This window comes from Stutzerimonas stutzeri, from assembly GCF_000952685.1.
Lineage (GTDB): Bacteria > Pseudomonadota > Gammaproteobacteria > Pseudomonadales > Pseudomonadaceae > Stutzerimonas > Stutzerimonas stutzeri_E.
On record NZ_JYHV01000034.1, the window covers coordinates 1 to 23,297 of the forward strand.

The window sequence follows — 23,297 nt, forward strand, 5'->3', positions numbered from 1 at the left end:
CTCACATGGGGAGACCCCACACTACCATCGGCGATGCGTCGTTTCACTTCTGAGTTCGGGATGGGATCAGGTGGTTCCAACGCTCTATGGTCGTCAAGCAATTCGGTTGGGGAGTCGGTGTTCAGTCGCTTCCCCTAATTGGGTATGTGATGGTGTTGCTGTATTGGTTTCGCTTGCGAGCGATGCGTCTTTTCGGTTTGTTTGTCGACTTCAACCGTCTGACACGCAAACATCAAATTGTTTGGGTGTTATATGGTCAAGCCTCACGGGCAATTAGTATGGGTTAGCTCAACGCCTCACAGCGCTTACACACCCCACCTATCAACGTCGTAGTCTTCGACGGCCCTTCAGGGAGCTCAAGGCTCCAGTGAGATCTCATCTTGAGGCAAGTTTCCCGCTTAGATGCTTTCAGCGGTTATCTCTTCCGAACATAGCTACCCGGCAATGCCACTGGCGTGACAACCGGAACACCAGAGGTTCGTCCACTCCGGTCCTCTCGTACTAGGAGCAGCCCCTCTCAAATCTCAAACGTCCACGGCAGATAGGGACCGAACTGTCTCACGACGTTCTAAACCCAGCTCGCGTACCACTTTAAATGGCGAACAGCCATACCCTTGGGACCGGCTTCAGCCCCAGGATGTGATGAGCCGACATCGAGGTGCCAAACACCGCCGTCGATATGAACTCTTGGGCGGTATCAGCCTGTTATCCCCGGAGTACCTTTTATCCGTTGAGCGATGGCCCTTCCATACAGAACCACCGGATCACTAAGACCTACTTTCGTACCTGCTCGACGTGTCTGTCTCGCAGTCAAGCGCGCTTTTGCCTTTATACTCTACGACCGATTTCCGACCGGTCTGAGCGCACCTTCGTACTCCTCCGTTACTCTTTAGGAGGAGACCGCCCCAGTCAAACTACCCACCATACACTGTCCTCGATCCGGATAACGGACCAGAGTTAGAACCTCAAAGTTGCCAGGGTGGTATTTCAAGGTTGGCTCCACGCGAACTGGCGTCCACGCTTCAAAGCCTCCCACCTATCCTACACAAGCAAATTCAAAGTCCAGTGCAAAGCTATAGTAAAGGTTCACGGGGTCTTTCCGTCTAGCCGCGGATACACTGCATCTTCACAGCGATTTCAATTTCACTGAGTCTCGGGTGGAGACAGCGCCGCCATCGTTACGCCATTCGTGCAGGTCGGAACTTACCCGACAAGGAATTTCGCTACCTTAGGACCGTTATAGTTACGGCCGCCGTTTACCGGGGCTTCGATCAAGAGCTTCGCTTGCGCTAACCCCATCAATTAACCTTCCGGCACCGGGCAGGCGTCACACCCTATACGTCCACTTTCGTGTTTGCAGAGTGCTGTGTTTTTAATAAACAGTCGCAGCGGCCTGGTATCTTCGACCGGCATGAGCTTACGGGGTAAACCCTTCACCCTCACCGGCGCACCTTCTCCCGAAGTTACGGTGCCATTTTGCCTAGTTCCTTCACCCGAGTTCTCTCAAGCGCCTTGGTATTCTCTACCCAACCACCTGTGTCGGTTTGGGGTACGGTTCCTAGTTACCTGAAGCTTAGAGGCTTTTCCTGGAAGCATGGCATCAACCACTTCTCCTTCTAAAAGAAGGATCGTCATCAGTTCTCGGCATTAAGATCCCGGATTTACCTAAGACCTCTGCCTACCACCTTAAACTTGGACAACCAACGCCAAGCTGGCCTAGCCTTCTCCGTCCCCCCATCGCAGTAACTAGAAGTACGGGAATATTAACCCGTTTCCCATCGACTACGCTCTTCAGCCTCGCCTTAGGGACCGACTCACCCTGCGTCGATTAACGTTGCGCAGGAACCCTTGGTCTTTCGGCGTGCGAGTTTTTCACTCGCATTGTCGTTACTCATGTCAGCATTCGCACTTCTGATACCTCCAGCAAGCTTCTCAACTCACCTTCACAGGCTTACAGAACGCTCCTCTACCGCTCAACTTACGTTGAACCCGTAGCTTCGGTACCTGGTTTGAGCCCCGTTACATCTTCCGCGCAGGCCGACTCGACTAGTGAGCTATTACGCTTTCTTTAAAGGGTGGCTGCTTCTAAGCCAACCTCCTAGCTGTCTGAGCCTTCCCACATCGTTTCCCACTTAACCAGGATTTTGGGACCTTAGCTGACGGTCTGGGTTGTTTCCCTTTTCACGACGGACGTTAGCACCCGCCGTGTGTCTCCCGTGCTGACACTTGCTGGTATTCGGAGTTTGCATCGGTTTGGTAAGTCGGGATGACCCCCTAGCCGAAACAGTGCTCTACCCCCAGCAGTGATACACGAGGCGCTACCTAAATAGCTTTCGAGGAGAACCAGCTATCTCCGAGCTTGATTAGCCTTTCACTCCGATCCACAGGTCATCCGCTAACTTTTCAACGGTAGTCGGTTCGGTCCTCCAGTTAGTGTTACCCAACCTTCAACCTGCCCATGGATAGATCGCCCGGTTTCGGGTCTATTCCCAGCGACTAGACGCCCTATTAAGACTCGCTTTCGCTACGCCTCCCCTATTCGGTTAAGCTCGCCACTGAAAATAAGTCGCTGACCCATTATACAAAAGGTACGCAGTCACCTAACAAAGTAGGCTCCCACTGCTTGTACGCATACGGTTTCAGGATCTATTTCACTCCCCTCTCCGGGGTTCTTTTCGCCTTTCCCTCACGGTACTAGTTCACTATCGGTCAGTCAGTAGTATTTAGCCTTGGAGGATGGTCCCCCCATATTCAGACAAAGTTTCTCGTGCTCCGTCCTACTCGATTTCACTTCTAAGATCCTTTCGCGTACAGGGCTATCACCCACTATGGCCGCACTTTCCAGAGCGTTCCGCTAAAATCAAAGAAGCTTAAGGGCTAGTCCCCGTTCGCTCGCCACTACTAAGGGAATCTCGGTTGATTTCTTTTCCTCAGGGTACTTAGATGTTTCAGTTCCCCTGGTTCGCCTCACACACCTATGTATTCAGTGTGTGATAACCATCTTATGATGGCTGGGTTCCCCCATTCAGACATCTCCGGATCACAGTCTGTTTGCCGACTCCCCGAAGCTTTTCGCAGGCTACCACGTCTTTCATCGCCTCTGACTGCCAAGGCATCCACCGTATGCGCTTCTTCACTTGACCATATAACCCCAAGCAATCTGGTTACTGTCTATAACGTGAAGACGACATTCGCCGAAAATCCGCATTTCGCTCTCTCGAGCAACTCGCAAATTTTACCTTGACTTGAATAATCACCAGTGAAAGTAATTACCCAAATCTACTTCTATCACATACCCAAATTTTTAAAGAACAGTTACTGGCGCAAAGACCAGAAATCAATACACTCAAAGAGCGCATTCATTTCTGTGCTTTCAGCGATTATCGAGTTAATGGTGGAGCCAAGCGGGATCGAACCGCTGACCTCCTGCGTGCAAAGCAGGCGCTCTCCCAGCTGAGCTATGGCCCCATCTACAGATCGGCCACATCCCATGACAATTGGTGGGTCTGGGCAGATTCGAACTGCCGACCTCACCCTTATCAGGGGTGCGCTCTAACCAACTGAGCTACAGACCCAATCGTCTCTCTCGGGTCGAAACCCAATCGCTTTTCGCTAGTGAATCAAGCAATTCGTGTGGGAACTTATGAAGAAGCTGAAGTCTTCGATTAAGGAGGTGATCCAGCCGCAGGTTCCCCTACGGCTACCTTGTTACGACTTCACCCCAGTCATGAATCACTCCGTGGTAACCGTCCCCCCGAAGGTTAGACTAGCTACTTCTGGAGCAACCCACTCCCATGGTGTGACGGGCGGTGTGTACAAGGCCCGGGAACGTATTCACCGTGACATTCTGATTCACGATTACTAGCGATTCCGACTTCACGCAGTCGAGTTGCAGACTGCGATCCGGACTACGATCGGTTTTATGGGATTAGCTCCACCTCGCGGCTTGGCAACCCTTTGTACCGACCATTGTAGCACGTGTGTAGCCCAGGCCGTAAGGGCCATGATGACTTGACGTCATCCCCACCTTCCTCCGGTTTGTCACCGGCAGTCTCCTTAGAGTGCCCACCATTACGTGCTGGTAACTAAGGACAAGGGTTGCGCTCGTTACGGGACTTAACCCAACATCTCACGACACGAGCTGACGACAGCCATGCAGCACCTGTGTCAGAGCTCCCGAAGGCACCCCTCCATCTCTGGAAGGTTCTCTGCATGTCAAGGCCTGGTAAGGTTCTTCGCGTTGCTTCGAATTAAACCACATGCTCCACCGCTTGTGCGGGCCCCCGTCAATTCATTTGAGTTTTAACCTTGCGGCCGTACTCCCCAGGCGGTCGACTTAATGCGTTAGCTGCGCCACTAAGATCTCAAGGATCCCAACGGCTAGTCGACATCGTTTACGGCGTGGACTACCAGGGTATCTAATCCTGTTTGCTCCCCACGCTTTCGCACCTCAGTGTCAGTATTAGCCCAGGTGGTCGCCTTCGCCACTGGTGTTCCTTCCTATATCTACGCATTTCACCGCTACACAGGAAATTCCACCACCCTCTGCCATACTCTAGCTTGCCAGTTTTGGATGCAGTTCCCAGGTTGAGCCCGGGGCTTTCACATCCAACTTAACAAACCACCTACGCGCGCTTTACGCCCAGTAATTCCGATTAACGCTTGCACCCTTCGTATTACCGCGGCTGCTGGCACGAAGTTAGCCGGTGCTTATTCTGTCGGTAACGTCAAAACAGCAAGGTATTAGCTTACTGCCCTTCCTCCCAACTTAAAGTGCTTTACAATCCGAAGACCTTCTTCACACACGCGGCATGGCTGGATCAGGCTTTCGCCCATTGTCCAATATTCCCCACTGCTGCCTCCCGTAGGAGTCTGGACCGTGTCTCAGTTCCAGTGTGACTGATCATCCTCTCAGACCAGTTACGGATCGTCGCCTTGGTGAGCCATTACCTCACCAACTAGCTAATCCGACCTAGGCTCATCTGATAGCGCAAGGCCCGAAGGTCCCCTGCTTTCTCCCGTAGGACGTATGCGGTATTAGCGTTCCTTTCGAAACGTTGTCCCCCACTACCAGGCAGATTCCTAGGCATTACTCACCCGTCCGCCGCTGAATCAGGGAGCAAGCTCCCTTCATCCGCTCGACTTGCATGTGTTAGGCCTGCCGCCAGCGTTCAATCTGAGCCATGATCAAACTCTTCAGTTCAATACTGCTTGGGTTTTGAGAAAACCCTAAACTTGGCTCAGCAATCGCAAATCTCTTCTCCTAAAAGAAGAGCACTCAATGATTTCTCGTTGAGTACATTGTGATGCTGATAATCTTGCTGACCATCAGTCTTACCTCACAAGCACCCACACGAATTGCTTGATTCAGTTGTTAAAGAGCGTTTCGATCAAGTCTTTCGTCTCAACCGAGGCCGCGCATTCTACAGCAGCCTTGTTTCTCGTCAAGCTGTTTTTGAAGAAGTTTTTCTTTCTTCTCAACCGCTTGCGCTTCCGATCAATCTCGCGTCTCTCGTCAGCGGGAGGCGAATCATACAGCGTCCAAAACCGCTGTCAACCACCTCTTTCAACCGCCTCCGATCAACCCGACCGAAGCGCCAACAGGACTCAACCTCCACCCTGCCAGCCCGGCGCATTCTACTCGAATCCGCCTTCCGTGCAAGCCTTTATTTTATCTAACTTCTTGATTTACAAGAAGTTTCGCCAAAGGCCTGCGCCGGAGAAGGTGCGCATTATAGGCACTCACAAAACCACGTCAACGGTTGTTTTCAGTTTTATTTCAATCAATAGACCGCACTCGCTTCGCCCTGCCGCGGCCAGCGAGCTTTCTTTCTACCGATGGCAACCGTGCCAGCAGCAGGACAGCAGCAACCGTGGCGTAAAGCGCCCAGCGCCCAGCGTCAGCTCGCACGACCCACAGCATGTGCAGCAGCACAATCAGGACAATCGGATAAACGATCCGATGCAGTTTCTTCCAGCGCTTGCCCAGCTTGCGCATGCTCCCACGGTTGGACGTAGCGGCGAGTGCCGACAACCCCAGCAGCGCAATCGCGCCCACGGCGATATAGGGCCGCTCGACGAGTTCAGCCGTGAAGCCGGTGAAGTCGAGCCCCAGCAAAAAATACAGATAGGCCGAGACGTGCAGCACTGCATAGGCAAACGACCACAGCCCCAGCTGGCGACGGAATGCGATCCATCCGGACCAGCCTGTGAGTCGCTGCAACGGCGTCATTGCGAGCGAGCACAGCAGCATCACCAGAGCGCCTTGCCCCAAGTTGTCCACCAGCACCTTGCCAGGGTCGGGGCCCAGTGCCGCGATAGCCCCCAAGTACAGCCAATAGCAAGGCACGCTCGCCGCGGCCAGGAACAACAGCAGCCGCCACCATGGGCAGCGCATCAATAGTCCTTGCTCAGATCCATTCCGGCGTACAGGCTCGAAACTTCATCGGCATATCCATTGAATGCAAGCGTTGCCCTGACGTTGGGACTGAACAAACTACCGGGCAGTCGTCGCTCCCTCGCCTGAGACCATCGAGGATGGGAGACGTCGGGATTTACGTTCGCATAGAAGCCATATTCCTGAGGCGCCATTGTCTGCCAAGTGGTTGCCGGCTGCTCCCGAACGAAGCTGATGCGCACAATGGACTTGACGCTCTTGAAACCATACTTCCATGGAACAATCAGGCGCAGGGGCGCGCCATTCTGGTTGGGCAGTACGCGACCATACATGCCGACCACCATCAAACTCAGCGGATGCATCGCTTCGTCCATCCTCAACCCCTCGACGTAGGGCCAGTCGATCAGCGAAAAACCCGTACGCATTCCTGGCATTTGCTCGGGCCTGGCCAGGGTCTCGAAACGCACGAACTTAGCGTTGGAGGTGGGCTCGAGGCGGCGGACCAGTTCAGCTAGCGGAAAGCCCAGCCACGGGATGACCATCGACCACGCCTCGACGCAACGCAAGCGATAGATACGCTCCTCGAGCCGGGGCGCCGCAAACAGGTCTTCGACGGAGTAGGCCCCCGGGTTCGCTACTTCACCATCGACCATGACCGTCCAGGGCTCGGTGACGAGCTTGGGCGCATGAGCTGCCGGATCGCCCTTGTCCGGGCCGAATTCATAGAAGTTGTTGTAGTGCGTCGCATCGCGATAGGGCGTGATGGCCTCGCCTTTGGCGACAACGGCTTCCCAACGCGCCTCACCGCGCTTGGCATCGAACCAAGCAGGCGCATCGTCCGCGTCGACACCTTCGTACCGCCCTTCCTGCGCGCCGGCCATCAGCGGCAAGCCCGCGCAGGTGACAGACAGCGCAGCCCCTTGCATGACCTGCCGGCGATTCAGATAAAGCGCTTCTGGGGTCACCTCGGATTCATGGCAATCGCTGCGACGAGGGATCTTGATAAGCATGATGTGCTCCGCTGCCTTAGGCCTGGGCCATTCAATAGACAGCGGATCACTCTGGAAATCAACTCTCGACGCGTTTGCGACGACGCATCAGGAATTGCACAGGCCCGGAAGCGGCATAGGCAAGGAAGACCAATAGCAGGATACGCGGCGGATCGCTGAACACTACGGCGAAGACCAGGACCACCACCAGGATCGCCACGAAGGGCACCCGCCCTTTGAGATCCAGGTCCTTGAAGCTGTAGTACTTGATGTTGCTGACCATCAACAGGCCGGCCAGGGCGACCAACAGAGCAAACAGCATCACCACGGCGATCGGCAGATCCGCGCCGCGGATGCCCGGCTCGTCCAGCGCCCACACCGCCCACACCGAGCCGGCAACTACACCGGCGGCAGCCGGGCTGGCCAGGCCGATGAACCAGCGCTTGTCGACTTTCCCGATCTGCGTGTTGAACCGTGCAAGACGCAGCGCCGCGCATGCCACATAAATGAACGCGACGGTAAGCCCGACATTGCCCAATCCCGACAACGCCCATTCATAAGCCAGTACGGCGGGTGCGAGACCGAAGGCGACCATGTCCGACAGCGAATCGTATTCGGCACCGAAAGCACTCTGGGTGTTGGTCAAGCGCGCCACCCGGCCATCCAGACTATCGAGCACCATCGCCACGAATACCGTGGCGGCAGCGACATAAAAGTTGCCGTTGATCGCCGTGATAATGCAGAAGAAACCGGCGAAGAGGTTGGCCGTGGTGAACAGGTTGGGGAGCAAGTAAATGCCGCGATGACGCACTTTGCGCCCTTCGGAATCCTGGATTTCTTCGACATGCTCGTCGATCGGCAGCAAGCTCTCCGGCTCGACTGGCTTGTTCGGCTCTTCGGGATGCTCACTCATGTAGTTTTTACCTTACAGCAGGTGTGAATGATTTCGACAGACCCCAGCACTGCGGGTTCAGCCAAGCGCCGGCAGCGGTTTTATACCAGAAGCCAGCAGATCCAATGAAAAAACGCGGCCGAGGCCGCGTTCTTTTTTCAAGCAGGATCGCTATCAGTTCTTGCTCTTGTCCACGATCTTGTTGGCAGCGATCCACGGCATCATGGAACGCAGCTTCTCACCAACCACTTCGATGCCGTGAGCGGCATTGTTGCGGCGGTAGGCAGTCATCGACGGGTAGTTGGCAGCGCCTTCGGTGATGAACATCTTGGCGTATTCACCGTCCTGAATGCGCTTAAGTGCGTTGCGCATCGCGGCACGGGATTCGGCGTTGATGACCTCCGGGCCGGTCACGTACTCACCGTACTCGGCGTTGTTGGAGATCGAGTAATTCATGTTGGCGATGCCACCTTCGAACATCAGGTCGACGATCAGCTTCAGCTCGTGCAAGCACTCGAAATAGGCCATTTCCGGCGCGTAGCCCGCTTCGACCAGTGTTTCGAAGCCGGCCTTGACCAGCTCGACACAACCACCGCAGAGAACGGCTTGCTCGCCGAACAGGTCGGTTTCGGTTTCGTCCTTGAAGGTCGTCTCGATGATGCCGGTACGGCCACCGCCAACACCCGAGGCGTAGGACAGCGCAACGTTCTTGGCATTACCGGAGGCATCCTGGTAGATGGCGATCAGATCGGGGATGCCGCCGCCCTTGACGAACTCGGAACGCACGGTGTGGCCTGGAGCCTTCGGCGCGATCATGATCACGTCGAGGTCAGCACGCGGCACGACCTGGTTGTAATGGATCGAGAAGCCGTGAGCGAAGGCCAGGGTAGCGCCCTTCTTCAGGTTTGGCTCGATCTCGTCACGGTACAGGCGGCCCTGGAACTCGTCCGGGGTAAGGATCATCACCACATCGGCAGCGGCAACAGCAGCTGCAACATTGTCGACCTTCAGACCGTGAGCTTCGGCCTTGGCAACCGATGGCGAGCCCGCACGTAGACCTACAGTGACATCAACGCCTGAATCCTTCAGGTTGCAGGCATGCGCATGACCCTGGGAGCCGTAACCGATGATCGCAACCTTCTTGCCCTGGATGATGGAGAGGTCGCAATCTTTATCGTAGAAAACTTTCATGGAATTACCCCTGTTACTGGCCGGTCGGGCCATTCATTAAACTAATTAGATGCTCAGCACTTTGTCGCCACGGGAAATCCCGGTAACACCGCTGCGCACGACTTCCAGGATCGACGCGGTACCGACCGCCTGGATGAAACTGTCCAGCTTGTCGGTCGTACCGGCCAGCTGGATGGTGTACACATTGGCCGTCACATCGACGATCTGGCCGCGGAAGATGTCCGTGGTGCGCTTGACCTCAGCGCGTTGCGCGCCGGTGGCCTTCACTTTGATCAGCATCAGCTCACGCTCGATGTGAGCGCTTTCCGACAGATCCACCAACTTGACCACCTCGATCAGCTTGTTGAGGTTCTTGGTGATCTGCTCGATCACCTCTTCGTGACCAGCGGTGGTCAGCGTCAGGCGCGAAAGGGTTGGGTCTTCGGTCGGCGCGACGGTCAGGCTTTCGATGTTGTAGTTGCGCTGCGAGAACAGTCCAACCACACGGGACAATGCACCCGGTTCGTTTTCCATCAGCAGGGAAATGATGTGTCTCATGATCAGGTCCGCTCCGTCTTGCTGAGCCACATGTCGCGCATCGCGCCGTCTTTGATTTGCATCGGGTACACATGCTCACTGGTGTCGACGGCGATATCGAGGAAGACCAGGCGGTCCTTCATGGCGAAGGCCTCTTCCATCTTCGGCTTGAGATCTTTGAGGTCGGTAATGCGCATCCCCACGTGCCCATAGGCCTCGACCAGTTTGACGAAGTCCGGCAGGGATTCCATGTAGGAGTGCGAGTAGCGGCTGTTGTACTGCATGTCTTGCCATTGGCGAACCATGCCCAGCGCACCGTTGTTGAGATTGACAATCTTCACCGGCAGGTCGTATTGCAGGCAGGTCGACAGCTCCTGGATGTTCATCTGGATGCTGCCCTCGCCAGTCACGCAGGCGACGTCGGCTTCGGGGAAGTTGAGCTTGGCCCCCATGGCGGCGGGGAAGCCGAAGCCCATGGTGCCGAGACCACCCGAGTTGAGCCAGCGGTTGGGCTTGTCGAACCGGTAGTATTGGGACGCGAACATCTGGTGCTGGCCGACATCGGAGGCGACATAGGCCTCGCCGCGGGTCACCTCGCACAGGGTTTCGATGACCGCTTGCGGCTTGATGATGGTGCCGTCGCCCTTGTCATAGGGGAACAGGCCGCGGTTGCCGCGCCACTCCTCGATCTGCTTCCACCAGCTGGCAACGGTATCGGCGTTTGGCGTCTGGCCGATTTCCTTGACGATGGCGACCATTTCGGTAAGCACGCTGTCCACCGGGCCGACGATCGGGATGTCGGCCTTGATGGTCTTGGAGATGGAGGCCGGATCGATATCGATATGGATGATTTTGGCATTCGGGCAGAACTTGGTCGCGCCGTTGATCACGCGATCATCGAAGCGCGCGCCGACCGCCAGAATCACATCGGAATGATGCATCGCAAGGTTCGCGGTGTAGCTACCATGCATGCCGAGCATGCCGACGAACTGACGATCGCTACCCGGATAGCAGCCCAGGCCCATCAGAGTATTGGTTACCGGCAGATTGAGCATCTTCGCCAGCTCGGTGAGCTGTGATGATGCCCCGCCCATGATCACGCCACCGCCAGCGTAGATGATCGGCCGTTTGGCGGAGAGCAGCAGTTCCGCCGCCTTGCGAATCTGCCCGGAGTGGCCGCGTACCGCCGGGCTGTAGGAGCGCAGCTTGGCCTTTTTCGGATAGGCGTACTCGAACTTCTCGGCGGGGTTGGTCATGTCCTTCGGAATGTCCACGACAACCGGGCCGGGACGTCCAGACTGAGCGAGATAGAACGCTTTCTTCATCACCTCGGGAATTTCCGAAGGATGCTTGATCATGAAGCTGTGTTTAACGATTGGCCGGGAAATACCGATCATGTCGGTTTCCTGGAACGCATCGGTGCCGACCATGTTGCTGGCAACCTGCCCCGAGATCACCACCATTGGAATCGAATCCATATAGGCAGTAGCGATGCCGGTGATGGCATTGGTAGCGCCTGGGCCGGAGGTCACCAGGACGACGCCCGCCTTGCCGGTCGCGCGCGCATAGCCGTCTGCCATGTGAGTAGCGGCTTGTTCATGGCGAACGAGGATGTGCGTGACTTCCTTTTCCTTGAACAGCGCATCGTAGATGTGCAGCAAGGCGCCGCCCGGATAACCGTAGATGTACTTAACGCCTTCGTCACGCAAGAAGCGGACGACCATTTCAGCGCCGGATAAAAGTTCCACGTTGTTCACCTCTAGAACGCCAGATAGCCGCCCCGCGTCGGACCGGCCAGAAATAGGTTTACTGCGAGACAGCGCATGAGCGACGGTGGTCGCCGACTACGTCAGCTGCTGACTAGCAAGTATTAGGAGAGCCCCAAAGTGTTGCGGGGCGCTCCTCCCAGCGCGAGGTAACGCGTTGCGGGTGTTACAAGTCGGCGCGGGTGTGCACCTCATGATTGACTGAACGACCCGTTTAACCGGTCGATCAGAACAGCAAGCATGGAATTGTTCGGATTAGGCTCAGCCAAGTCAAGCCCACTGTTGGTCTTCGGGCTGTTTCAGCTGTGATCCAGCGCAGAATGGAGTCGCTCGGGTTTTGCGTATAGTAGCGGCTTGGTTCTGCATCCACAGAAGGGATTAGCATGCGTTTGACGATTCTCGCGGGCGGCCTGCTGCTTGCATTGAGCAGCAGTGTCATGGCTGGCCAGGTTTACAAGTGGGTGGATGCTCAAGGCGTCACCCATTTCGGCGCGCAGCCACCGCAGGGCCAATCCGCCGAAACACTCAACACAGCGACACCGCCCCCCAGACCTGCCGCGGCAGAGGCCGCTGCGCCTGTAGAATCCGAGCCGGCGGGCGAATCGGAACAGCGCAAGATCGATCGACAGGTGAAGCAGCAGGTAGCCGAACAGGAAGCGGAGCGGCAGCGCTACTGCACAACGTTGCGGACCAATCTAGCGCAATTGCAGAACAATCCGCGTGTACGCGTCGAAGAGAAAGGTGAAGTGCGCCGGCTAAATGAAGAGGAACGTCAGGCGCGCATCAGCGAGACCCGGCAAAAGATCACCGAGACCTGCAATTAAGGCAACGGATCGAACGCCAGCTCTTCGGCTGGCGTTCGTCATTTATCGCCGCGACTGATCAGCAAATCGAAGGTTTCCAGCGCCTGCAGCAGGCCGGCCATTTGCTGCGACCGGCCCCGATAGACCACCTCAGCCATCGCCAGAATCCCCGAAACCGTCGGTAGCCCCTCATCGCGTTCCAGGATCACTTTCATCCTGGGCAGAAAAATCCACTGCAACCACTGCTCGAACGACAAGGTATCGACGCAGAACGGCTCCTGGCTGGCGAGCGCCTGGGCATCCGGCGGCGACGAGGCCCATAAGTCATGCACGCGCAATTCACGTTCGATAAGCAGCAACTGATCGGCCAGCTCGGCAACGCGGCGATCCATCACATCGCCACCTTGGCCCGCTCGCGGGCCTGCGCGGCACCCGCTGTATTACCCTGGCGCTCACGGGCCTGGGCGATTAGCTCCCATAGACTCGCCTGCAACGCGGGCCGGCCGCTGGCATAGCTCAGTCCCCGTCGAGAAAGCTGTTCGGCTTGCACGGCGTCGCCTTGGGCCAGGCGTACCTGAGCCAGACGATAAAGCACCTGAGGCTCCCGCGGAGCAATCCGCTGAGCGCGCTCAAGACTGGAGGCGGCACCGTTCAGGTCACCCCCGCCTTGTTGCTGCTGAGCCGTCGTAAGCAATGCCAATACCGGCCCATCAAGCCGTTCGTCAGCCGACAGCGTTCCGCTATTCGAGGGGATGCCGCTGGGCATGGACTGGCTTGGTGCAGGTGTCGGGGCCGGTTGCGGCGCGGTCCACTGCCCAGGCGCACCAGGTACCGGCTCCGTGCTTCTGGAGAATGCAGCATCCGGCGCCGCGAAGACCTGCAACGGCTCCGAATTCTGCTGCGGCACCATGACCATGACGCTTGAATCTTGCGTAGGTTGCGCTGCGGAAACAGACGGACCAGGAGTGCGATAAGGCTGCCGTGCCGAGACCTCCTCCGACACCGGCGCACCCGAATCGACGACGGGTATCGCCCCTCGCTTAACCGTCGCGCACCCCTGCACCAGTACCGCGACCGCCACAACCATCATCCATTGCTTGCTCAATACTCGAACCTCTTGAAATTCCATTAAGCTGGGACCACTCAGGGCAACCAACCGCGAACCCAATCCATGACCGATTCAGCTGGGGCTCGAATACCGCAACCAGGCCCCGGCGCGGGCTCGCTGCCGCGGATATAGGGAATCTGTACGGCGTCAGGGCAATTTTCCAACGTACCCTGCCCGGTTTGCGCATCCACCCAGGCCAGCTCGACGTTCTCGGGCAACGGCATCTGCAGCGGTAATGGATCAGCCCGACGCATGAAATCCGCCCAGATCTGCAATGCCCCGGTTGCGCCGGTCAGCGAAGTCTTGCCGTTATCATCACGACCTAGCCAAACCACTGCCAAAAGGTCCTGACTGAACCCGGCGAACCAGCTATCACGTGAGTCGTTGGTGGTACCCGTCTTACCTGCCAGCGCCAACGACTTCGGCACGTAATTGTAGGCCGAGCGCCCTGTACCTTCGAGCATGACGCGTCGCATGGCGTATTGTGTCAGATAGATCGCACCGGCATCGAAACGCTGCTCGATCTTGAACGGATAGCGACTGAGCGGCTCACCGTCAGCCGCCACAACGCTGCGAATACCGCGCAGCGGCGTATTGAAGCCGCCATTGGCGAGCGTCTGGTACATGCCGGCGACCTCGATCGGTCGCAGACCACCGGCCCCCAGCAGCATCGACGGATAAGCCGGCCACTGCGGCGAAGCGCCCAATCGCTCAAGTGTTTTCAACACATGAGGGACTCCGAGATCGAGCCCCAAGCGCGCGGTGGACAGATTGTAGGAGTTGGCCAGCGCCTGGTAGAGATAAACCGTGCCGTGAGCGGTGCGCCCATAATTCTGAGGCTTCCAGACTTGGCCGTCGGCGCCCTTGACCGAGAACGGTTCGTCATCCAACAGAGTGGTCAGGGTGTACTGACTAGGCTTTTCCAGCGCCGCGAGATAGATAGCCGGTTTGATCAGCGATCCGATGGGTCGCGACGCATCCAGCGCCCGATTGAACCCGGCGAAGCCCGGCTGACGACTGCCCAGCATCGCCTGAAGTTCTCCGGTTTCCGGATTGGTCACCAGCATCGCTCCTTCGACGCCCTCTGCCGCTTTGCCAAGACGCTTCAATGTTTCCGTCATGGCCTGCTCGGCCTTGCGCTGGAGGATCGGATCGAAGCTGGTAAACACCCTCAATCCTTCCTCGGTCAAATCCTCGTCGCGGTAATCCTCGCGCAGCTGGCGTTTGACCAGATCGAGGAACGCCGGATAGGAGCTGTCGGCAAGGCTACCCCGCTGCGTGACGCCAAGTGGCGTCTGCCGAGCCGCTGCAGCTTCTTCTGGTGTCAAAACCTGCTGTTCTTCCAATAGGTCGAGCACAAGATTCCGACGCTCTAAGGCTCGCTCCGGATGACGTCGCGGGTTGTAGTAGGTCGGCCCCTTCACCATGCCGACCAGCAGCGCGATGTGCTGCACTTTCAATTCGGCGAGCGGACGACCGAAGAAATACTGGCTGGCCAATCCAAACCCATGAATGGACCGTCGGCCGTCCTGACCGAGAAACACCTCATTGAGGTAGGCCTCGAGAATCTCATTCTTGTCGTAATGCAGCTCCAGTAGCACTGCCATCATCGCCTCGGTGGCTTTGCGGCTGAGGCTGCGCTCGTTGGTCAAATAGAAATTTTTGACCAACTGCTGGGTCAGCGTACTGCCACCCTGGCGCACTTCGCCGGCAGTGAGATTGACCCAGACAGCCCGTGCGACGGCCTTAGGCGACACGCCGAAGTGATCAAAAAATTCTCTATCCTCGACGGCAACCAGCGTTTCAGCAAGGTAAGGCGGTGCCTGGTCGAGCCTGATGAGAATTCGGTCCTCGTTGTGCGCAGGATACAGCCCGCCGATGGTGACAGGCTCAAGCCGCGCCACCGGAAGCGCTCCCCCGTCGCTGCGTGTTAGTCCGGCCACGAAGTCGCCGGAAAAACGCACCCGAATACGCTGTGACTCTTCGGCCCCTTCGTAAAACCGGAATCCGCGGGTATGCATTTCCACCGCGTTGGCGGCCACCGACATGCTTCCAGGACCATTAACAGCCTTTTCGCGGCGATACCCCAACGCGTCGAGTTCGGTCAGGAAATCTTCCTTGGCGAGCTTCTGCCCAACGAAGAGCTCGAGAGGCCTTGCATAAACCGTAGCGGGAATGGTCCAGCGCTTGCCGGAAAACTTCTCCTGCACCACGGCATCGAGGTATACGGCCACGCCGGCTAATACCACCAGGCCCACGATGGAGAGCTTGATCATCCAGCCCAGCCAGGGACGGGCGCCACCGGAACGGCGTTTGGAACGGGAACGAGAGGAGCGTGCTTTAGTCATGGCGGCGCATTATACGCACTTTGATTTACTCGGCAGACGGCCTCTTGGCGGTTTGCAGGCACCGCGCGTAAAGACATAATGGACCGTTTTCCGAGTGTGTGATCCGCGTCGCGATTGCTCACACGCCCCGCCCAACAATCTGCAAGGAATGACCGTGAGCCAAGCATTGATCGCCGCGTTGCAAAATCCGGCCCTCTATCCCCACCCGGTCGACGGTTTCAGGATCATCGAAACCCACATCTCCTGGGTCATCCTCACCGGAGCCTATGCCTATAAGATGAAAAAGCCGGTGGATTTCGGCTTTCTCAACTTCACCAACCTGGCGGATCGCAAGCATTTCTGCGAAGAAGAACTGCGCCTGAACCAACGCATGGCACCGGACTTGTATCTGCGTGTCCTGCCCATTACCGGCAGCATCGACGCCCCGGTGATCGACGGGGACGGCGAGCCGATCGAGTACCTCCTGCAAATGCGGGAATTCCCACAGACACAGTTGATGGCCGAAGTGCAGGCTCGGGGCGAACTGACCGACGCGCATATAGACGCTCTCGCCGAACAAATCGCCCAGTTCCACCTGAGCATTCCGCAGGTGCCGGCCGAGCACCCTCTGAACAGTGCCGAGGCGATCGTGGCGCCAATGCGGCAGAACTTCGAGCAGATCCGTCCGTTGCTGACCGAGCAATCCGATCTGCAACAGCTCGACGCGCTGTTCGACTGGACCGAAACGAGTATCGCCCGTTTGCAGCCACTGCTGGCACAGCGCACCCAGCAGGGCTTTATCCGCGAATGCCACGGTGACCTGCATCTGGGCAACGCCACCCTCATCGATGATCGGGTGGTGTTGTTCGATTGCATTGAGTTCAACGAACCCTTCCGCCTGATCGACATCGCCTCCGACGCGGCCTTCCTGGCGATGGACCTGGAGGACCGCGGACTGAAATGCCAGGCGCGACGCTTCATTAACGGTTGGCTGGAACGTACCGGTGATTACGCCGCGCTCGAATTGCTCAACCTCTACAAAGCCTATCGGGCACTGGTCCGCGCGAAGGTCAACCTGTTCCGACTGCATCAGGAAGAAGATGCGGTACAGCGCCGGGTGATCCTGCGTCAGTACCGTGGCTACGCCAATCTGGCAGAGAGCTATAGCGCCATTCCGTCTCGCTTCCTCGCCATCACTCACGGCGTGTCGGCAGTAGGCAAGAGCCAGGTCGCGCTGCGCCTGGTCGAGGCGCTGGGGGCGATCAGGTTACGCTCGGATGTCGAACGCAAGCGATTGCATGGCGCGCAACCAGAAGCCCTCGCAGCCGAACTGGATGCTGGTATTTACAGCACGGAAGCTGGCGACGCTACCTATCATCGCCTGCATATGCTGGCCGAGACGGCCCTCAACGCAGGCTTTTCGGTGGTCATCGATGCGACCTACCTCAAGCAACAATATCGCCAGGCGGGCTGGCAGGTCGCTGAATCGACCGGCGTGCCTTTCATGATCCTGACCTGCGAGGCGCCGAATGCGGTTATCGAACAATGGCTCGCCCAACGGCAAGCCCAAGGCGGCGATCCCTCCGATGCGACCATGGCTGTGATCAAGGCGCAGCAGGCATCGCGCGACCCGCTGAGCGAAAGCGAGCAACTGCTCAACCGACAAATCGATACGCCCGAGGCCGGCAGTCTCGACGCGCTGGTCAGTGCGATTCGCCAACGGCTGCCAGGGCTCTAGCGCTTGGGTTGACGCAATCGCGTCGGACGTAACCAGCAGTGTCCAAGCACCGCCGAGGGCAGAACCCGGCGGTGGTTCTATACTTCGACAGGTCTGTCTATGGAAGTCGACCATGCCGCATCGCGTTCTGCCGCCTGTTTTGCCGGACCGCCACCATGAGTGACAGCGTCCGGCTTTTCTCGATTCGATCCGTCGATTACGCTCAATTCCGCCCGTCTTATCCAGAGAGCCTGTTCAGTTGGCTCGCCGAGCAGTGCCCGCGCACACGCTGTGCTCTCGACGTGGCCGCGGGTAGCGGTCAGGCGACGCTCCCTCTGTTAGGGCATTTCGACCATGTTCTTAGCTGCGATGCCAGCCCCGATCAACTGAGCGGCAGCGCCGACTGGCAATCGGTGCAGCGCTTCGCCGCCCAGGCCGAGCGGCTGCCGCTGCGCGATGGACGAGTCGATCTGATGGTCGTCGCACAAGCGCTGCACTGGTTTGCAACCCCTGCATTTTTTGCCGAGGCGAAGCGAGTGCTCGACTCGAACGGCCTGTTCTGCGCGTGGTGCTACAGCCTACTTCGCATCGATCCCGCACTGGACGAGGTCATCAGTCGCCTGCATGGCGAAACGTTACAGGGTTACTGGCCACGAGGCCGTGAAAGCGTCGATGCGGGCTATCAGGACATCCGGGCTCCGTTCGAAACGATCGAGCCCCCGGAATTCGCCATCGAAGTCCATTGGAACCTGCCCCAGTTGCTTGGCTATCTGCGCACCTGGTCGGCCGTCAAACAATGGCAGCAAGCCTACGACATGGATCCGGTGGCTCAGTTGGAACCCGACCTTGCGCAGCGATGGGGCGACCCGGAGCGGCAACGCAGGATTCGCTGGCCGCTTCATTTTCTCGCCGGCTATCCGGGCCGATAGGAGCGAGCATGCACGACGAGTTGCTGACCCTGAGAAATCTCGGCAAGACATCCGCACAATGGCTGCACGCCTCCGGCATCCACACAGCCGAGGACCTGCGCCGACTCGGCGCGGTCAGCGCTTACCAGGCGGTCAAGTCGCGAGGGTTCAGCGCATCGCGCGTGCTGCTTTATGCCATTGAAGGTGCACTGCGGGACATCAACTGGAAGGAACTGCCAGATGCACTGAAGAGCGAACTAAACCAGCACCTGGCAAGTTGCGATCACCGAGACAAGAGCTAGCTCACAACCTCTGCGCGGCATGATTTACTCTAGGCTGCTGCGATCTTATTGTGAGCACGCGCATCGCTCTACCTTTGTGAGCCCGCTTGTCCAAGGACTGCCGTCATGTATCTACTCGGGGAACAACCGGCTTACGCCGATCAGCTGATCAACCGTCTGCAGGGGATCCCCGCGCAACTGCTAGAAGGCCTGACACCTTCTGCTCCGCCTATCGAGGTCAAAGGCTCCGATGATCTGACAGCCGCGCTACCCGAGCAGCAACTTTTCATCATCGAAAGCGGACTTCTACATGCGCTTGTGGATGAAAAACCACTGTTCTACATGCAGGAAGGGGATCTTCTCGGGCTGCGCCAGGGTATCGAACTGCCGGTCTGCCGCTATCGCAGCGACGAATCGATTCGCCTGATTCCCTATTCGCGCAGCGCTGTATTTCAACATATCCATGCCGATCAACGCCGTCAGGAGCTCTTTACCCAGTACCTCATTGGCCAGACGGCGCTGTTATCCGATGCGCTGGCGCGACTCAAACAACCCGAAATCCACCCCACCACCGGATTCCAGCATTTCGCCGCTGGCGAAGAACTGATTCGCCAAGGCGATGACGCGGACAACGTCTTCATCATCATCGAAGGGCATGCAGAAGCGATTGTCGACGGACAGAAAGTCGGCGACGTCCAGCGCGATGAAATTTTTGGCGCCATGGCGGTATTCACCCAGGAAAAGCGCAGCGCCACCGTTGTTGCTACCTCGGCCTGCACCGTCATGCTGATTCCCAAGGACCAGTTCCTCAGCCTGATGCAGAGCAATCCGAAAATTGCTCACAGCCTGATAGAAAGCATGGCCCGGCGTATCGACTTGCTCAACAAGGAAGTCACCCAGCTGCGCTTGCCGCTCACTGCATAACCCACGAAAGGGGCAGCACTGAGCGATGCGAATTTATTTCGCATCAGCTATTGACGACTGAATGAGAATTGTTATTATTAGCACCACTGGTCGCAAGATCAGCCGGTAAGCTGGAAGGCCAGGCAGTTGGACTTTCAGGTTATCTCCTCATCAGGCTAATCACGGTTTTGACCCGGCTCTTGCCGGGTCTTTTTTTGTCTCGCATAAAGCCTGGCGGATCAGATCTTGCGAAAGCGCAGAATGATCGAGCACAGCTGCTTCGCACGATTCGATATAGGCGCCGCTTGACCGTCATTCAGCCGTTCCGCGGAGCCCGGCACAATAATCTTGCTGCGGCTGAGCTGGAGTAAACCAGACGAAATCGGCCTGCTCTGCCTGTAGATCCTCGCCCACTTCCGCAAGGATCAACACACTGGTACTGCGGATATCGCCCTGATCTGCCAGATACAGGGGGATCCCCAAGTCACGCCGCACGTGAAAAGCACCAGCCATTAGTATCGCCGGCTTCGGCGCTGCATCCAGCCGCTCGGCCATTCGCCGGTCACGTTGCTGTTGCACGGCAAGCATTGCTGGCAGTTGTGCTTCGGGCAGTAGGTCGCAGTGGGAAATCCGAATTTGCGTCAACAACTCTTTGCGTACATGTTCAGTCGCCGCGGCACCGGTCACTGTCGGTGCGCGACGGTAAATGTCGCTGATCTCGGCGCGATCCAGATTCGCCGCAAGCACTGGATAGGGTTGTGCTAGCGCATACTCGACCAGCGGCCCGTACAGCTTCCAATCCCACCCTTGTTGCCAGTCAAGCGTAGCCGGCAGATCCGACGGCCATTGCCCCCGATCGATCGACGCCTGCACGCTGGCCACCTTTTGCTGCTGAACGGGGTCGAGCATCTCGAAGAGCAAGCTGCCCTGCTCTCGTCGCTGGGCCAGCGCCTCTAGAAGCCAGAGCTGCAGGGCATGATGGTCGGGATTGTCATGGCGTTCACCCACCAGTACGCGATCCGCGCCGGCCAGTTCCTGAATCAGCTGTCGAACCGAAATCCTCGTACCGTGACGGAGGTCGATGATCTGCCCTAGATCAGGATGTTTCAGACCCTCTGGGCTCTGCCATGGCGGTACGGGGGGCACCGCTTGACAGGCAGCGAGCAGGACCGCAGTGATAAATAGCAGACATCGCATCAGTAGTTCCTCAGCGGGCAATGACCAGCGGATGGCCCCGATCAGGGTGCTGCTGAATCAGCACGTCGAGACCGAACACGGACTTCAGCGGCTCAGCGCGTAACACCTGTGCTGGCGTGCCGGTCAGGCGGGCGCGTCCATCGGAGAGCAACAACAGGCGATCACAATAGCGTGCCGCAAGATTCAGATCATGAAGGATCACTAGCACCGCGCCGCCCTGCCCCGCGAACAGCCGAACCGCTTGCAAGATACCGTGCTGATGCAACGGGTCGAGCATCGCCGTGGGCTCGTCGAGCAATAGTACTTGCCCTGTGCTGCCCGGCCACAGCTGCGCAAGAACCCGAGCCAGATGCACGCGCTGCTGCTCGCCTCCAGACAGGGCTAAATAGCTGCGCGGGGCCAAATGCGCTACATCGGCAGCCTGCAGCGCAGCCGTGACGATCGCCGTGTCGTGCACATGACCGCTGGCGTGAGGAAGGCGGCCCAGGCTTACCACTTCATCGACTCGGAAACCAAAACTCAGCGTCGAATGCTGTGGCAGCACCGCTAGGCAACGCGCGCGCTCAGGGCCGCTCCAGTTGTGCAACGGCTTCTGATGTAGCAACACCGCTCCAGCGCTGACCGGCAGCTCGCCACTCAGTGCTCCTAGCAAAGTGCTCTTGCCCGCCCCGTTGGGGCCCAGCACCCCCAACACCTCGCCAGACGCCAGCTGCAAATCGATCTCGGCGAGCACTGTCTTAGCACCACGGCGCACCGTAATCCCTTGGGCTCGCAACATCACCGGCGCCCTCGCTGCAGCAGGTAAAGAAAGAAAGGCGCGCCCAGCAGCGCAGTGACGATTCCGATAGGCAACTCCGCAGGTGCCAGCATGAGCCGCGCCAGCAAATCGGCCAGCAACAACAGGCTTCCTCCGGCCAGGGCCGAGGCAGGGAGCAGCAGGCGATGATCGGGCCCGACCAGCAGCCGCACCAGATGCGGGACCACCAATCCTACGAAACCGATCATGCCGGCCGCCGCCACCGCCACCCCCACCCCCAGCGCGGTGCAGAACACCAGCTCACGCTTGAGCCGTTCGACATCGAACCCCAGGTGCCGTGCTTCCGACTCGCCGAGCAGTAGCGCATTCAGCGCGCGAGCGCGGCGCGGCAACCAGAAACTGACCATTAAGGTCACCAGCAGCAGCGGCCAGAGCCGCGCATAGCTGGCGCCATTGAGGCTGCCGAGGTTCCAGAACGTCAGGGTGCGCAGCGTGCTGTCGTCGGCGATATAGGTAAAGAGTCCGATCGCGGCGCCCGCCAAGGCTGTCAGCGCGATACCGGCGAGCAGCATCGTGGCCACATGGGTGCGGCCATCGCGTCGGCCGAGGCGATAGACCAGAGCGGTAACGCCGAGACCGCCGACGAATGCGCTCAGCGACAACAGATAAGGCTCAAGCGATGAGGGGACGCCGCCCATCAGTTCGCTGCCAACAATTGTCACCGCCGCGCCCAGCGCGGCGCCGCTGGATACGCCGATCAAGCCAGGATCCGCCAGCGGATTGCGAAACAAGCCCTGCATGGCGGCCCCGGACAGAGCCAGCACCGCACCCACGCTCACTCCTAGCAACGCACGCGGTAAGCGTATCTGCCCCAGGATGAGTTCGGCTTGGCCGATGTCTTCGCCGCCCAACGGAACGCCAAGCAGGCGAAGCATGGCGTTCAACGTCTCGCCGAATGACAGACTGACCGGCCCCAGCGCCAGTGCCAGCCAGAACGCAATCAGCCATAACAGGCCCAGCGAAAGAAAAAGGGAGCGTGCAGATAGCACTGGGCTCATCGAAATGCCGCCAGTCGAGGTTCGACGCGAAGGATAAAAGCCAGCCAATCAGTCCGCCAGTTCTAATCGGCCCCAGCTCTACGCTAAACAGGACGCCTGGGCGATAATCCGAGCGTTCAAGGGGGGAATATGATTCGATTGTGCGCCACGGGCGACATTAAAGAAGGTCAGAGTAAGGGCTTCGAAATACAGGGCCAGCGCCTGCTCGCCGTGCGCAAGGATGGAGTCTTGCATCTCTACGAGAATCGTTGCCCACACCGCGGCATACCGCTGGAATGGCTTCCAGATCAATTTCTGGACAGCAGTGGCAGCCTGATCCAGTGCGCCACTCATGGCGCGCTGTTTCTCATCGATAGCGGCGAATGTGTGGCCGGCCCCTGCGCCGGGCAAGCCCTGCGCGCTCTGACAAGCGTTGAACGCGACGGCATTATCTGGTTGCAAAACGAGCACTAGTGCGACGTTGCGCCCGAGCGACGATCCGCCGCGT

18 protein-coding genes, 2 tRNA genes and 3 rRNA genes are annotated in these 23,297 nt (G+C 58.1%); 6 read left to right on the top strand and 17 right to left on the bottom strand.

Going from position 1 to position 23,297, the window contains the following annotated elements:
• From rrf to UF78_RS17105, 11 genes are all read right to left on the bottom strand, one after another.
• Positions 1–98 (bottom strand): 5S ribosomal RNA (gene rrf / locus UF78_RS17055); the annotation flags it as partial.
• Between the two features lie 154 nt (positions 99–252).
• Positions 253–3,143: ribosomal RNA gene (locus UF78_RS17060) — 23S ribosomal RNA — on the bottom strand.
• A gap of 249 nt (positions 3,144–3,392) precedes the next feature.
• A tRNA-Ala gene (locus UF78_RS17065) sits at positions 3,393–3,468 on the bottom strand.
• Positions 3,469–3,498: 30 nt separating this feature from the next.
• Positions 3,499–3,575, bottom strand: a tRNA-Ile gene (locus tag UF78_RS17070).
• A gap of 91 nt (positions 3,576–3,666) precedes the next feature.
• Positions 3,667–5,203, bottom strand: a 16S ribosomal RNA gene (locus UF78_RS17075).
• Between the two features lie 576 nt (positions 5,204–5,779).
• The gene (gene msrQ, locus UF78_RS17080; RefSeq protein ID WP_045163420.1) at positions 5,780–6,397 is read right to left on the bottom strand and encodes a protein-methionine-sulfoxide reductase heme-binding subunit MsrQ; all 618 of its coding nucleotides are present in this window, start codon (positions 6,395–6,397) and stop codon (positions 5,780–5,782) included.
• Positions 6,397–7,407, bottom strand: coding sequence for a protein-methionine-sulfoxide reductase catalytic subunit MsrP (msrP, locus tag UF78_RS17085; protein WP_045163421.1), 1,011 nt, complete (start codon positions 7,405–7,407; stop codon positions 6,397–6,399). Before msrP ends, msrQ begins: the two co-directional genes overlap by 1 nt.
• Positions 7,408–7,465: 58 nt before the next feature.
• A complete protein-coding gene (gene pssA, locus UF78_RS17090; protein ID WP_045163422.1) occupies positions 7,466–8,299 on the bottom strand; it encodes a CDP-diacylglycerol--serine O-phosphatidyltransferase in 834 nt (277 codons plus the stop codon).
• Positions 8,300–8,452: 153 nt separating this feature from the next.
• Positions 8,453–9,469 carry a ketol-acid reductoisomerase gene (gene ilvC, locus UF78_RS17095; RefSeq protein WP_045163423.1) on the bottom strand — a complete coding sequence of 339 codons (1,017 nt, stop codon included), beginning with the start codon at positions 9,467–9,469 and terminating at the stop codon, positions 8,453–8,455.
• A gap of 45 nt (positions 9,470–9,514) precedes the next feature.
• Entirely contained in the window at positions 9,515–10,006 is a 492-nt protein-coding gene (ilvN, locus tag UF78_RS17100; RefSeq protein WP_045163424.1) for an acetolactate synthase small subunit, read from the bottom strand.
• 2 nt (positions 10,007–10,008) lie between these two features.
• Positions 10,009–11,733 carry an acetolactate synthase 3 large subunit gene (locus tag UF78_RS17105; RefSeq protein ID WP_045163637.1) on the bottom strand — a complete coding sequence of 575 codons (1,725 nt, stop codon included), beginning with the start codon at positions 11,731–11,733 and terminating at the stop codon, positions 10,009–10,011.
• A gap of 401 nt (positions 11,734–12,134) precedes the next feature.
• Here UF78_RS17105 and UF78_RS17110 point away from each other — a divergent pair, with 401 nt between their 5' ends.
• Positions 12,135–12,575, top strand: coding sequence for a DUF4124 domain-containing protein (locus UF78_RS17110; RefSeq protein WP_045163426.1), 441 nt, complete (start codon positions 12,135–12,137; stop codon positions 12,573–12,575).
• 38 nt (positions 12,576–12,613) lie between these two features.
• On the opposite strand, the gene UF78_RS17115 is transcribed toward UF78_RS17110, so the two are convergent.
• Genes UF78_RS17115 through mrcB form a run of 3 tightly spaced genes read right to left on the bottom strand, consistent with a single transcriptional unit; the run spans position 12,614 to position 16,010 of the window.
• On the bottom strand, positions 12,614–12,946 hold the full coding sequence (locus tag UF78_RS17115) for a YqcC family protein (RefSeq protein WP_045163427.1): 333 nt from the start codon (positions 12,944–12,946) through the stop codon (positions 12,614–12,616).
• Entirely contained in the window at positions 12,946–13,644 is a 699-nt protein-coding gene (locus UF78_RS17120) for a tetratricopeptide repeat protein (protein ID WP_045163428.1), read from the bottom strand. The genes UF78_RS17115 and UF78_RS17120 overlap by 1 nt, the downstream gene beginning before the upstream one ends.
• A 53-nt stretch (positions 13,645–13,697) precedes the next feature.
• A complete protein-coding gene (gene mrcB, locus UF78_RS17125) occupies positions 13,698–16,010 on the bottom strand; it encodes a penicillin-binding protein 1B (RefSeq protein WP_045163429.1) in 2,313 nt (770 codons plus the stop codon).
• A 154-nt stretch (positions 16,011–16,164) separates the two neighbouring features.
• Here mrcB and UF78_RS17130 point away from each other — a divergent pair, with 154 nt between their 5' ends.
• From UF78_RS17130 to UF78_RS17145, 4 genes are all read left to right on the top strand, one after another.
• Positions 16,165–17,727 (top strand): AAA family ATPase, encoded by a 1,563-nt coding sequence (locus tag UF78_RS17130; protein ID WP_045163430.1) that lies wholly within the window; start codon positions 16,165–16,167, stop codon positions 17,725–17,727.
• Between the two features lie 155 nt (positions 17,728–17,882).
• The gene (locus tag UF78_RS17135; RefSeq protein WP_045163431.1) at positions 17,883–18,635 is read left to right on the top strand and encodes a class I SAM-dependent methyltransferase; all 753 of its coding nucleotides are present in this window, start codon (positions 17,883–17,885) and stop codon (positions 18,633–18,635) included.
• A gap of 8 nt (positions 18,636–18,643) precedes the next feature.
• The gene (locus UF78_RS17140; protein ID WP_045163432.1) at positions 18,644–18,916 is read left to right on the top strand and encodes a TfoX/Sxy family protein; all 273 of its coding nucleotides are present in this window, start codon (positions 18,644–18,646) and stop codon (positions 18,914–18,916) included.
• A 105-nt stretch (positions 18,917–19,021) separates the two neighbouring features.
• Entirely contained in the window at positions 19,022–19,819 is a 798-nt protein-coding gene (locus tag UF78_RS17145; protein ID WP_045163433.1) for a cyclic nucleotide-binding domain-containing protein, read from the top strand.
• Between the two features lie 291 nt (positions 19,820–20,110).
• Here UF78_RS17145 and UF78_RS17150 read toward each other — a convergent pair whose 3' ends face one another.
• From UF78_RS17150 to UF78_RS17160, 3 genes are read right to left on the bottom strand one after another with little or no spacing between them, the layout of a single operon-like run.
• The gene (locus UF78_RS17150; protein WP_045163434.1) at positions 20,111–20,995 is read right to left on the bottom strand and encodes a ChaN family lipoprotein; all 885 of its coding nucleotides are present in this window, start codon (positions 20,993–20,995) and stop codon (positions 20,111–20,113) included.
• Between the two features lie 10 nt (positions 20,996–21,005).
• The gene (locus tag UF78_RS17155) at positions 21,006–21,773 is read right to left on the bottom strand and encodes a heme ABC transporter ATP-binding protein (protein ID WP_045163435.1); all 768 of its coding nucleotides are present in this window, start codon (positions 21,771–21,773) and stop codon (positions 21,006–21,008) included.
• Complete coding sequence (locus UF78_RS17160) at positions 21,773–22,810, bottom strand: FecCD family ABC transporter permease (RefSeq protein ID WP_045163436.1); 1,038 nt, start codon at positions 22,808–22,810, stop codon at positions 21,773–21,775. The genes UF78_RS17155 and UF78_RS17160 overlap by 1 nt, the downstream gene beginning before the upstream one ends.
• Before the next feature lie 129 nt (positions 22,811–22,939).
• On the opposite strand from UF78_RS17160, the gene UF78_RS17165 reads away from it, so the two are divergent.
• Positions 22,940–23,263, top strand: a complete 324-nt coding sequence (locus tag UF78_RS17165; protein ID WP_045163437.1) for a Rieske (2Fe-2S) protein — start codon at positions 22,940–22,942, stop codon at positions 23,261–23,263.
• The last annotated feature ends 34 nt before the right edge of the window (positions 23,264–23,297 follow it).